This is a genomic window from Yoonia sp. (assembly GCF_046292185.1).
Lineage (GTDB): Bacteria > Pseudomonadota > Alphaproteobacteria > Rhodobacterales > Rhodobacteraceae > Yoonia.
Window position 1 is genome coordinate 1 of sequence record NZ_JBKBQY010000102.1, and the last position, 11,625, is coordinate 11,625.

The following is an 11,625-nucleotide window of genomic DNA, read 5'->3' on the forward strand; positions in this document are numbered from 1 at the left end:
TTTCAGCGATGGCACCACCTCCCATGGGATCACCGCGCCGTCGATGACGCCGCGTGACAAAGCCTCTGGCACGGCGGGCACGGGCATGCCGATGGCGGTCGCGCCAAGATCGGTCAGCAGATTGGTGATCACCCGTGTCGGGCCGCGCAGTTTCAGGCCATCAAGATCGGCGATATCGGTGACGGGCCGATTGGCATGGATGACGCCGGGGCCGTGCACCCAAAGGCCAAGGGGTTTGAACGCGGCAAAATCGCTGTCCATCATCCGCTCTTCGGCCAGTTCCCAGAAAGCGCGCGAGGTGGCCTCGGCATCCGGCGAAATGAAGGGCAGCTCAAACACTTCCAACTGCGGAAACCGCCCCGGCGTATAGCCCGGCAGGGTCCAGATGATATCGGCCACACCGTCGATCACCTGATCGATCAGTTGCGGCGGGCTGCCGCCCAGTTGCATCGAGGGGTAACGTTCGATCCTGATCCTGCCATCGCTGTCGGCCTCGACCTTGTCGGCCCAGACATCAAGGATATGGGCGGGCACATTGGCCTGCGCGGGCAGGAATTGATGCAGGCGCAAGGTCACGTCCTGCGCACTGGCGGCGGAGCCGAGGCTGGCCGCCAGCACAGCGGCAAGAATGCGGTGGGTCATTGTCATGACGGGCCCTTCCCTGAAAACTCGCCGCAGCATTGCTATATGGGCTGCCAGCGCGCAAGTGAAATGACGTCACACCACCCGTACGATGACCGGCGCAAGATCACCGATCCGCCCTTCCATCAGGTCGCCGCGCACCACGGGACCAACCCCCGCAGGCGTGCCGGTCATGATCAGATCGCCCGGCATCAACTTGTAAAGCGTCGACAGATCGGCGATGATTTCAGCGACCGACCAGACCATATCGGCCAGCACCGCCTGCTGCCGGGTTTCCCCGTTCACGCTGAGCATGATTGGCAGATCGGCCAGATCGGGCATGTCGGCGGCGGGGGTGATGGCGGCAATGATCGCGGCATTGTCGAAATCCTTGCCTGTGTCCCAGGGGCGGCGCTTGTCCTTGGCCGCTGCCTGCAGGTCGCGGCGAGTCATGTCGAGGCCGCAGGCATAGCCCGCAATGATGCCCATCGCATCGCTCTGGCTGATATCCGTCGCCTCTGCACCGATCGCCACGACCAGTTCCATTTCGTGATGCAGGTCCTGCGTGCGTGGCGGATAGGGCATGTCCTGGCCTGACAGCAGCACCGCATGGGCGGATTTGGTGAAATAGAACGGCGCTTCGCGGTCGACCTCATGGCCCATTTCGGCGGCATGGCCGGCATAGTTGCGCCCAACGCAGAATATCCGCGCGACTGGAAAACCGCCCGTGCCCCCCACGACGGGGACGACAGGTGCGGGGCGTGGCGGGAAAATTGTCAGGGACATAGCGCTCTCAGTTTGTTGTGTTGAAATTGGTGGCGGGCTGGCCTATCCACCAGCGACGCGTCATGATTGCGCATTGCCTGGGGCAAAGACAATGCCCCGTCCTTACCGGAGCGGGAATTGACCGACGCGCTGCCTCATCTCGATGATCTTGTTGCCTGCCCGCAATGCGACACGCTGCATGTCGCGCAGAACCTGCCCGAAGGTGCGCGCGCCTGCTGCCAGCGCTGCGGTCATGTGCTGATGTCGTCGCAATCCACGGCAGTGGCGCGTATCATTTCACTGGCGCTGACCGCATTCGTACTGATGATCGCGGCGGTAACCTTTCCGTTTTTGTCGCTGAACGCGGGCGGCGCGCAGAATGCGACATCGGTGATCGATGCGGTGCTGGCGTTTTCGGACGGTCTGGCCTTTCCGCTGGCGATTGCGGTGGCGTTCTTTATCGTCGTGCTGCCGCTGACGCGGCTGACCGCGCTGATCTATGCGCTGGGGCCATTGGTACGCGACGGAAAACCGCATCGCGGGGCGCGGGTGGCCTTTGGTCTGGCCGAACGGTTGCGGCCCTGGAGCATGGCGGAAATATTCATCGTGGGTGTCACCGTGGCGCTGATCAAGGTCGCGGGTATGGCGGCTGTGACAATTGGTCCCGCCTTCTGGGCCTTTGCCGGTGTTGTTGTTATCACGATCCTCAAGGATCAACTGATTTGCAGGTATTCGATTTGGGAAGCGCTGGACCAAGCCAAGGCCTGATTTCCGCGCGCGACGCGGGCCTTGTGGCCTGCCGGACCTGCGGACAAGTCCACCACACGGGCACGCTGCGTTGCAACCGCTGCGAAAGCAAATTGCAGAGCCGCGACCAGCAAAGCCTGCAAAAGGTCTGGGCCTGGCTGATCGCCGGGATGATCGCCTATATCCCCGCCAATATCTATCCGATGCTGCTGACCGCGACATTGCTGGACCGGACCGAAAGCACGATCATCGGCGGCGTTGTCGACCTGGTCAATTACGGGGCCATCGGAATCGCGCTGGTGGTCTTTGTCGCCTCTGTGGTCATTCCGGTCGGGAAATTCGCGGTGATCATCTACCTGGCGATATCCGTGCAGCGGCGGTCGCAGGACAACCAGCACGGGCGGCACAAGGCCTATGATCTGGTCGAATTCATCGGCCGCTGGTCGATGATCGACGTTTTTGTGGTCGCTATTCTATCGGCTTTGGTCCAGTTGGACGCCATCGCCACGATCAACCCCGGTATTGCAGCAGTGAGTTTTGCGTTGTCGGTTATTTTCACGATGTTGGCTGCGCAGGCTTTTGACCCGCGGCTGATCTGGGACGCCGACAGGACAACAGATGACTGATACCCCTCCCAACGGCCCGGCACCGATGGCGATCCGCCCCGCGAAGCGCCCCATTGCGCAGCGGTTGACGCTGGTCTGGCTGGTGCCGATCCTTGCGCTGGCGATATCGCTGGGGGCCGCCTGGCAGAATTATCGCGATCAGGGCGTGCGGATCACCATCGCCTTTGAAAACGCCGCCGGTGTCACGGCGGGGGCGACGGAAATCCGCTATCGCGATATCCGTGTCGGTCTGGTCGAAGCGGTCGAATTCGACAACGATCTGAGCACGATCCTTGTGCATGCGCGGGTCGATCAGGATATCGCGCCCTATCTGGACGCCGATGCGCAATTCTGGGTGGTGCGGCCCAATGTATCGGTGCGCGGGATCAGCGGGCTGGATACCGTTTTGTCAGGCGTCTATATCGAAGGCAACTGGAACAACGAGGCCGATGTCGCCCAGACCAATTTCACCGGTCTGGAACAACCCGTCCTGACACGCGCCGGACAGCGCGGCACCAGCATCACCCTGCGCACAGAAAACGCCGGTGCAATCGCGGCAGGCGCGCCGGTGCTGCACAAGGGGCTGACGGTCGGTTATCTGGAAGAACCGCAGCTCAATCTTGATGGCAGCGGGATCATGGTCAACGCTTTTATCCTTGCCCCCTATGACCGCCGGATCACCAGCAGCACGCGGTTCTGGGATGTATCGGGGTTCAGCGTGTCCTTCGGGGCGGGCGGTGTGGCGCTGAACGTCAATTCGCTGGCCTCGCTGATCGAGGGCGGGGTCGAATTCGACACCGTCGTTTCCGGAGGTGAGCCTGTCACGGAAGGCCAATCCTTTACCATCTATGCGTCGGAGCAGATTGCCCGCGACAGTCTTTTCGTCGACCCCAGCGCCGAGGTGCTGCGCGTCGCCGTCCTGTTCGAAGAAGCGGTTACCGGCCTGACACGCGGATCAGAGGTGCGGTTTCAGGGTATCCGCATCGGCGAGGTCAGCGAAATCAGCGCCATCGTCGTCGGCCAGGGCGATCAGGCCGAGGTGCGGCTGCAATCGGTGCTGAATATCCAGCCTTCCCGGCTGGGTCTTGGCGTCGATGCGACGGCGGATGATGCGCTGGAGCTGCTGTCCGATTTCGTGACGCGTGGTCTGCGCGCGCGGATGGTGACGGGCAATATCCTGTCGGGGTCCTTGCAGGTCGAACTGGTGCAAATCCCCGATGCCTTGCCCGCGATCATGGCCCAGACCAGCGGTGCCTTCCCGGTCATTCCGACCACGGACTCCAACGTCTCTGACGTGGCCGCCACGGCAGAAGGCGTGCTGGCCCGGATCAACGCCCTGCCGGTCGAGGACTTGATGAACGGTGCGATCAATCTGATGGACAGCATCGAGCAATTGGTCGCCAGCGAAGATACCCGCAACGTTCCCGGTTCCGTGATCGCCCTGCTGGAAGAGGCGCGTGGCATCGTCGGGTCCGAAGACCTGCAAGCCGTGCCTGCCGATCTGCGCAACCTTATCGCGGAAATCGACACCATCATCGCCAGCGCGAATGAGACGGGCATCGTCACCTCGCTGGACGAGGTGCTGGTCGTCGCGGCCTCTGCCCTCGCCAATATCGACGAGGCAACCCGTAACCTGCCGCGCATCACCGCCGATATCGAAGAGCTGACCACCCGCGCCAATCAGTTGGAGCTGGAGGCGCTGGTCACATCCGCCACCAGCACGCTGAACTCTATCGACGCGTTCATTGCCGCCGATGACACGCGGGCCCTGCCCGGCAGTCTGAACGGGGCGCTGGACGAATTGCGCAACGTGATGGCGGAGGTCCGCGAAGGCGGTGCCGTGGAGAATGTGAATGAACTTCTCGCCTCGGCCAATGCCGCCGCCCGTGCGGTCGAGGATGCAGTGGCCACCCTGCCCGCCTTGTCGGCACAGGCGGGGCGGCTGGTCACCCAATCCGAAACGGTGATCGCCAGCTACGGCGACAGATCACGGTTCAACGCCGAAACGCTGACCACCTTGCGCGAAATCCAGAGCGCGGCCAACGCCGTATCCGCGCTGGCGCGCGCGATCCAGCGCAACCCCAATTCACTGATTACAGGACGGTAGATATGCTGAAGAAACTGATGATTGTCGCCGTTCTTGGTGTCGCGGGCTGTGCGGCGCAGCCGGACCGTCTGGCCTTTACCCCTGCCCCGTCGACGCTGCAGCTACAGCCTTTAGTGCGCAGCGCGATGGTGCGGACGGTATCCCTGCCCACCTATGCCGCGGTCGAGGACATCCCCCTGCAGGACGCCAGCGGGCTGATCACCGCAGACAGCGGCATCCTGTGGGCCGACGATCCGCAGCGCGCGATCACGCTGGCGATATCTTCCACATTGGCGCAGATCACCAATGCCGATGTCGGGCCGGAACCCTGGCCATTCATCGGCCTGCCCGATGTGGCCATCGATATCCGCGTGACGCGGATGATCGCCGGTTCTGACGGCACGTTCCAACTGGCGGGGCAGTATTTTGTCGGCGGTGACGGCGTCGACTTCCGCGATACCGCGCGCAGTTTCGATATCCGCCAGCCGATGACGGATCAAAGCCTCGGGGCGATCAGCGCCGCGCAATCGGCGGCCGTGCTGACCCTGACCGAACAGATCGCGCGCGCCATTGCGCGTTAAGGCGCGCGGTTTCGCAGCGCCGTGGTCTTTGGCGCTGCATCCGCCACGCGCGCGCGCAGACTGTGGCGCACAAAGGCCGCGATAAAGATCAGCGTCATCACCAGAATAACCGTCGGCGCGGGGGCGCTGTCGATGAAAAAGCTGGCGTAGACGCCGATGAACCCCGACAGCAGCGATACGCTGACAGCGATCAGCAGCATCGCCTCGAACCGTTTTGTCAGCAAAAACGCGATGGCACCCGGCGCGATCAGCAGGCCGATCGCCAGGATGATCCCCACCGCTGACAAGGTCGCCACGATGGTCATCGAAATCAACGCCAGCAGGCCGTAATGCAGCCAGCCGGTGCGCAGCCCGACCGCCTGCGCCTGCACCGGATCGAAGGCGTGCAACAGCAGATCCCGGCGCTTGGCCAGCAGCACCAGCGTCACAAAGCCCGCAATCAGCCCCGCCGTCCACAGATCGGCGGCGCTGATGCCCAGCATGTTGCCGAACAGGATATGGTCCAGATGCACCGCCGTGCTGATCTTTGTATACATCACGATGCCAAAGCCGAACATGCCCGAAAACACCACGCCCATCGCGGTATCCTGTTTGATCCGGCTGTTGCCTGCCAGAAATCCGGTTGAGACGGCACAGACCATGCCCGCCGCAAAGGCCCCGATGATCAGCGGGATACCGGCGATATAGGCCAGCACGATACCGGGCAGCACCGCATGGCTGATCGCGTCGCCCATCAGCGACCAGCCCTTCAGCACCAGATAGCACGACAACAGGCTGGTCGGCACGGCCAGCAGCGCCATGATGATAAAGGCGTTGTTCATGAAGGCGAACTGGAACGGGAACAGCAAGGTGTCGATCATGCCCGCGCCACCTTGCGCCGTGTCGCCAGCAGCCCGTGCTTGGGGGCAAAGATGAAAGCGGTCAGGAATACCAGCGTCTGCAAGGTGACGATGATGCCGCCTGTGGCGCCATCGACGAAAAAACTCAGGTAAGCGCCGATGAAACTGGTGGCGGTGCCGATGGCGACACTGACCACCAGCAGGCGCTGAAACCTGTCGGTCAGCAGATAGGCAGTCGCCCCCGGCGTGATCACCATGGCGATCACCAGAAAGGCGCCCACCGTCTGCATCGCGGCAACGCAGGACGCGGCAAGCAGCGTGAAAAACACCGCCTTGAGCAGATCAGGCCGTAGCCCGATACTGCGCGCATGGTTTTCGTCAAAGAAGGTGACCATCAGGTCTTTCCATTTCGCCAGCAGCACGGCCAGCGTGACAAAGCCGATGATCGCCAGTTGCAGCGTATCACCGGGCGAGATTGCCAGGATATTGCCCAGCGTGATCGTCTGCAAACTGACCGAGGCGGGCGAGAGTGATACCATGAACAGCCCCAGCCCGAAAAAGGCGGTAAAGATCAGGCCGATGATCGTGTCTTCCTTCAGTCCGGATCGCTGGTTGAGGAACAGCATCGTCCCCGCCGCCAGACCGCCCGCGACGAAAGCACCCAACGCGAAAGGCAGGCCCAGCATATAGGCCCCGGCAACGCCCGGCACGATGGAATGGCTTAGCGCATCGCCGATCAGCGACCAGCCCTTCAACATCAGATAGGCCGACAGAAAGGCGCAAATCGCCCCGACCAGCGCGCTGACCCACATGGCATTGACCATATAGCCATAGGCGAAAGGTGACAGCAGCAGGTCCATCATCGCGCGACATCATCCCCATAGACGATAAAGGGACGTTCATCATCGGTGATCACGCGGATTTCGCGGCCATCGTCATCGTCATGCAGATCGGACCCGCCCAGCACGAAATGCCGCAACACCCCGCCAAAGGCGCGTTCCAGATTGGCGCGGGTGAATGTCTGTGCGGTCGGGCCATAGGCCAGCACGGTCTGGTTTACCAGAATGGTGTGATCGCAGAAGGCGGTGACAGACCCGAGGTTATGGGTGGACACCAGCATCACCCGGCCTTCGTCGCGCATGCCGCGCAGCAGGGCGATGATCGCGTCCTCGGTCTGGACATCGACGCCGGTGAAGGGTTCATCCAGCAGGATCACCTTGCCATCCTGCGCCAGCGCGCGGGCCAGAAACACGCGTTTGCGCTGCCCGCCGGATAATTCGCCGATCTGGCGGTGGCGATAGTCTGCCATGCCGACGCGGTCCAGCGCTTGCGTCACCGCCGCCTTGTCGGCGGCGCTGGCGCGGCGGAAAAACCCCATATGGCCATAGCGGCCCATCATTACCACGTCTTCGACCAACACGGGAAAGGACCAGTCCACTTCTTCGGATTGCGGCACATAGGCGACGATGTTCTGGCGCAACGCCTCTTTCACCGGCATGTCCAGCACGGTGATCGCGCCCTTGGACGCGGGCGCGAAACCCATGATCGCCTTGAACAAGGTGGATTTGCCCGCCCCGTTCACCCCCACCAGCCCGGTGATCGTGCCGGTGGGGATGGTAAAGCTGGCGTCATGCAAGGCGGTGTGACCATTGCGATAGGTCACGCTGACGCCCTTTGCACTGATCCCCGTGGTCATTCGGTCAGGCCCCGCGCGATGGTTTCCGAGGTAACGCGCAGCAGCTCCAGATAGGTGGGAACCGCGCCATCCTCTTCTGTCAGGCTATCGACATAGAGCATGCCGCCATAAAGCGCATCCGTTTCACGCGCGACCTGTTCTGCGGGGGCTTGGCTGACCGTGCTTTCGCAGAACACCACGGGGATATCATTGGCGCGGACTGTGTCGATCACCTGCCGCACCTGTTGCGGGGTGCCTTGGCTATCGGCATTGATCGGCCAGAGGTAAAGTTCCTGCATGTCGAAATCTTCAATCAGATAGGTGAACGCGCCTTCGCAGGACACCAGCCAGCGCCTTTCTTCGGGCAAGGCAAGGATCGCATCACGCAGCGGGGCAATCGTATCGGTGATCTGTTGTTTATAGCTTTCCGCATTGGCGGTATAAATGTCGGCATTATCGGGGTCATGCGTCACAAACGCGTCGCGGATATTGTCGACATAGATCAGCGCGTTGTTCAAGCCCATCCAGGCATGTGGGTTCGGCTGACCGTCATAATCACCCGAGGTGATGGAAATCGGCGTGATGCCGTCGGTGACGACAGCGCTGGGGACATCGCGCAGGTTGCCGAAGAATTGTTCAAACCAGCTTTCCAAGTTGAGACCGTTCCACAGGATCAGATCGGCGTCCTGCGCACGGATGATATCGCGCGGGGTCGGCTGGTAATCGTGAATTTCGGCGCCCGGACGGGTGATGCTTTCGACAATGGCGGCATCCCCCGCCACATTGCGGGCCATATCGGCGATCACGGTAAAGGTGGTCACGGCCTTGAACCTGTCTTCTTGCGCCGAAACCGCGCCCGCCAATGATGCGACCGCTGCGGCGATGCCGAAAAATGTCTTGTGAAATGCCATAGTTTTTCCTTCGATAAATCTTGCGAGCTGCTGAAAGCTATAAATCACGAATGATAATCATTCGCAAGTAGCGAGTTGGAAAGTTAATATTGCCCGACGCGTCGGCACATCGCACAATCCTTGCGCTTCAACAGGGTCAACACGCAAGATGTCGGATTTGTTGCAAATAAGCGCGCTTTCGCGTTGCATCTTGGGGTCAGCCCCGCTTTAGTTGGAAAAAAATAAATACCAACGCTGGGAGATTGGTTTGCTACAAGTCAAAAACGACGATGCTTTCGTCGCGTTCGAACGTGTGCAGAAAAGTTACGATGGGGAATCGCTTGTCGTCAAAGACCTGAACCTGACAGTCCCCAAGGGCGAATTTCTGACCCTTCTTGGCCCATCGGGATCGGGCAAGACCACCTGCCTTATGATGCTTGCGGGCTTTGAAACCGCCACCCATGGCGATATCCGGCTTGATGGCAAATCGGTCAATAATATCCCGCCGCATAAACGTGGCATCGGCATGGTGTTCCAGAACTACGCTCTGTTCCCCCATATGACCGTCGCGGAAAACCTGTCCTTTCCGCTGGAAGTCCGCAAGATGGGCAAGTCCGACCGCGAGGCAAAGGTCAAACGCGCGCTGGACATGGTCCAGATGGGCGACTTCGGCGCGCGCCGTCCGGCGCAGATGTCCGGTGGCCAGCAGCAACGCGTCGCCCTGGCCCGTGCGCTGGTGTTCGAACCCGAACTGGTGCTGATGGATGAACCGCTTGGCGCGCTGGACAAGCAATTGCGCGAAACCCTGCAGTTCGAGATCACCAATCTGGCGCATGAACTGGGCATCACCGTGGTCTATGTGACCCACGACCAGACCGAGGCACTGACGATGTCGGACCGGGTCGCCGTGTTCGAAGACGGGCGCATCCAGCAACTGGCGACACCCGATGATCTGTACGAACGCCCGCAGAACAGCTTTGTCGCGCAGTTCATCGGCGAGAACAACACGCTGACCGGTGTGGTGCAGGAAATCGGCAGCGACCGCTGTACCGTGCGCCTTGACAGCGGCGATGTGATCGAAGCGATGCCGGTCAACGTCAACGCGGTCGGCGACCGCACCAAGGTATCGATCCGGCCCGAACGGGTCGAGATCGACAAAACCCGTCTGAAACCCGGCGCATTGACGCTGAAGGCCGAAGTGCTGGAATTCATCTACATGGGTGATATTTTCCGGACCCGCCTGCGCGTGGCAGGGACCGATGAATTCGTGATCAAGACACGCAACGCCCCCGATCAGGTCCGGCTGACCCCCGGCACCCAGATCGACATTGGCTGGTTGCCGCAGGATTGCCGCGCGCTGGACGCGTAGTGGCTGTAGCAGGGACACCGCCGCCCGGTGGGTATCCCTGACCAGACGATCAACCGGGCATGACAACGGGAGATTTACGATGAAAATGACCAAAGCAATGATGGCAACGACAGCGATAACGCTGGCCGGAACCACCGCCTTTGCCCAGGACATGGCCAATGATATGACCATCGTCAGCTGGGGTGGTGCCTATCAGGCGAGCCAGGAAAACGCCTATCTGCAACCCTATCTGGCGGAAAATCCCGGAGTAAGCGCCGTCTGGGACGAAAGCTCGAACGAAGCGGTGGCCATGCTGCGCGCGATGGACGAAGCCAACAACCTGACATGGGATCTGGTCGATGTGACCGCTGCCGATGCCATGCGTCTGTGTGACGAAGGTCTGGCGATGGAAGTCGATCACGACGATATTCTGGCCGCAGCCCCCGATGGCACATCCGCGACCGAAGATTTCGGCGATATGATCATCTCGTCCTGCTTTATTCCGCAGATCGCCTATTCGACCACCAATGCGTACCGCACCGATGTGGCCGCATGGGATGGCGCGGTGCCCGAAGATATCTGCGCCTTGTTCGATCTGGAAACCTTCCCTGGCACCCGTACGCTGGAACGCCGTCCGATCAACAACATGGAATGGGCGCTGATCTGTGACGGCGTTGCCTTTGAAGATGTCTATGACACGCTGGAAACCCAGGAAGGTCAGGACCGTGCCTTTGCCAAGCTTGACACAATCAAGGGCGACACGATCTGGTGGACCTCTGCGGCGGAAAGCATCCAGTCCATCGCCGATGGCGAAGCTGTGATGGGTTCGTCCTACAACGGTCGTTTCTTTTCGGCGATCGTCGAACAGAACCAGCCGCTGGAAATGCTGTGGGACGCACAGGTCTATGATCTTGATGGCTGGATCATTCCCGCCGGCCTGCCAGAGGATCGCCTGAACCGTGTGCTGGATTTCGTGTTCTTCGCGACAGATACACAGCGTCTGGCTGACCAGGCTGCCTATATCTCTTACGGTCCGGCACGGATGTCGTCCGCACCGCTGGTGTCGACCCATGCCGAACTGGGCATCGAGATGGCACCACATATGCCGACCAACCCTGCCAATGCCAACAACGCATTCGTGCAGAACTATGATTGGTGGGCAGATTACCGCGATGATCTGGACGCACGTTTCCAGAGCTGGCTGGCACAATAAGCCGACAAGGCGGCGGGGCTAACCCGCCGCTTTTTTGCAAGGTAGGGCGGGGTGAACCCCGCCTTACGACCACATAATCCAAGAACCGCCTGCGGCGCTGCGCGCCTTCCCGTTCGAGTGACAGAGGTCCGAAATTCATGGCAGAACAAATGATGGCCGCCGATGGCCGCACGCTCAAATCCAGCCTCAACCGCGCCTTGCGCAGGCAAAAGCTGCGGGCGATGCTGCTGATCGCGCCGCTGCTGCTGTTCATCA

General features: G+C 61.0%; 12 protein-coding genes. 6 read left to right on the forward strand and 6 right to left on the reverse strand.

Annotated elements, in window-relative coordinates; genetic code table 11:
- A partial coding sequence (locus ACK4TM_RS15035; protein ID WP_409702710.1) for a TRAP transporter substrate-binding protein occupies positions 1-648 on the reverse strand: 648 nt, incomplete at its 3' end.
- A gap of 69 nt (positions 649-717) precedes the next feature.
- The gene (locus tag ACK4TM_RS15040; protein ID WP_409702713.1) at positions 718-1,407 is read right to left on the reverse strand and encodes a fumarylacetoacetate hydrolase family protein; all 690 of its coding nucleotides are present in this window, start codon (positions 1,405-1,407) and stop codon (positions 718-720) included.
- A gap of 117 nt (positions 1,408-1,524) precedes the next feature.
- Between ACK4TM_RS15040 and ACK4TM_RS15045 the strand changes: the two genes are divergently transcribed.
- Genes ACK4TM_RS15045 through ACK4TM_RS15060 form a run of 4 tightly spaced genes read left to right on the forward strand, consistent with a single transcriptional unit; the run spans position 1,525 to position 5,405 of the window.
- Positions 1,525-2,154, forward strand: coding sequence for a paraquat-inducible protein A (locus ACK4TM_RS15045; protein ID WP_409702715.1), 630 nt, complete (start codon positions 1,525-1,527; stop codon positions 2,152-2,154).
- Entirely contained in the window at positions 2,109-2,759 is a 651-nt protein-coding gene (locus ACK4TM_RS15050; RefSeq protein ID WP_409702717.1) for a paraquat-inducible protein A, read from the forward strand. Before ACK4TM_RS15045 ends, ACK4TM_RS15050 begins: the two co-directional genes overlap by 46 nt.
- The gene (locus ACK4TM_RS15055; protein WP_409702719.1) at positions 2,752-4,845 is read left to right on the forward strand and encodes an intermembrane transport protein PqiB; all 2,094 of its coding nucleotides are present in this window, start codon (positions 2,752-2,754) and stop codon (positions 4,843-4,845) included. Before ACK4TM_RS15050 ends, ACK4TM_RS15055 begins: the two co-directional genes overlap by 8 nt.
- A 2-nt stretch (positions 4,846-4,847) precedes the next feature.
- Entirely contained in the window at positions 4,848-5,405 is a 558-nt protein-coding gene (locus tag ACK4TM_RS15060; protein ID WP_409702721.1) for a membrane integrity-associated transporter subunit PqiC, read from the forward strand.
- Here ACK4TM_RS15060 and ACK4TM_RS15065 read toward each other — a convergent pair.
- Genes ACK4TM_RS15065 through ACK4TM_RS15080 form a run of 4 tightly spaced genes read right to left on the reverse strand, consistent with a single transcriptional unit; the run spans position 5,402 to position 8,830 of the window.
- Positions 5,402-6,265, reverse strand: a complete 864-nt coding sequence (locus ACK4TM_RS15065; RefSeq protein WP_409702723.1) for a metal ABC transporter permease — start codon at positions 6,263-6,265, stop codon at positions 5,402-5,404. The genes ACK4TM_RS15060 and ACK4TM_RS15065 overlap by 4 nt on opposite strands.
- Positions 6,262-7,107, reverse strand: a complete 846-nt coding sequence (locus ACK4TM_RS15070; protein WP_409702725.1) for a metal ABC transporter permease — start codon at positions 7,105-7,107, stop codon at positions 6,262-6,264. Before ACK4TM_RS15070 ends, ACK4TM_RS15065 begins: the two co-directional genes overlap by 4 nt.
- Positions 7,104-7,940 (reverse strand): manganese/iron ABC transporter ATP-binding protein, encoded by an 837-nt coding sequence (locus ACK4TM_RS15075; protein ID WP_409702727.1) that lies wholly within the window; start codon positions 7,938-7,940, stop codon positions 7,104-7,106. Before ACK4TM_RS15075 ends, ACK4TM_RS15070 begins: the two co-directional genes overlap by 4 nt.
- A complete protein-coding gene (locus ACK4TM_RS15080) occupies positions 7,937-8,830 on the reverse strand; it encodes a metal ABC transporter substrate-binding protein (RefSeq protein WP_409702729.1) in 894 nt (297 codons plus the stop codon). Before ACK4TM_RS15080 ends, ACK4TM_RS15075 begins: the two co-directional genes overlap by 4 nt.
- A 247-nt stretch (positions 8,831-9,077) precedes the next feature.
- Between ACK4TM_RS15080 and ACK4TM_RS15085 the strand changes: the two genes are divergently transcribed.
- Both ACK4TM_RS15085 and ACK4TM_RS15090 read left to right on the forward strand, forming a co-directional pair.
- A complete protein-coding gene (locus ACK4TM_RS15085) occupies positions 9,078-10,178 on the forward strand; it encodes an ABC transporter ATP-binding protein (protein ID WP_409702732.1) in 1,101 nt (366 codons plus the stop codon).
- 79 nt (positions 10,179-10,257) lie between these two features.
- The gene (locus ACK4TM_RS15090; RefSeq protein WP_409702734.1) at positions 10,258-11,370 is read left to right on the forward strand and encodes an extracellular solute-binding protein; all 1,113 of its coding nucleotides are present in this window, start codon (positions 10,258-10,260) and stop codon (positions 11,368-11,370) included.
- The last annotated feature ends 255 nt before the right edge of the window (positions 11,371-11,625 follow it).

What these genes read in the sequence shown, in the direction of transcription:
- ACK4TM_RS15080 (WP_409702729.1), bottom strand. Translation starts at nt 8,830, where the DNA reads ATGGCATTTCACAAGACATTTTTCGGCATCGCCGCAGCGGTCGCATCA.
- ACK4TM_RS15040 (WP_409702713.1), bottom strand. Translation starts at nt 1,407, where the DNA reads ATGTCCCTGACAATTTTCCCGCCACGCCCCGCACCTGTCGTCCCCGTC.
- ACK4TM_RS15070 (WP_409702725.1), bottom strand. Translation starts at nt 7,107, where the DNA reads ATGATGGACCTGCTGCTGTCACCTTTCGCCTATGGCTATATGGTCAAT.
- ACK4TM_RS15065 (WP_409702723.1), bottom strand. Translation starts at nt 6,265, where the DNA reads ATGATCGACACCTTGCTGTTCCCGTTCCAGTTCGCCTTCATGAACAAC.
- ACK4TM_RS15075 (WP_409702727.1), bottom strand. Translation starts at nt 7,940, where the DNA reads ATGACCACGGGGATCAGTGCAAAGGGCGTCAGCGTGACCTATCGCAAT.
- ACK4TM_RS15055 (WP_409702719.1), top strand. Translation starts at nt 2,752, where the DNA reads ATGACTGATACCCCTCCCAACGGCCCGGCACCGATGGCGATCCGCCCC.
- ACK4TM_RS15090 (WP_409702734.1), top strand. Translation starts at nt 10,258, where the DNA reads ATGAAAATGACCAAAGCAATGATGGCAACGACAGCGATAACGCTGGCC.
- ACK4TM_RS15060 (WP_409702721.1), top strand. Translation starts at nt 4,848, where the DNA reads ATGCTGAAGAAACTGATGATTGTCGCCGTTCTTGGTGTCGCGGGCTGT.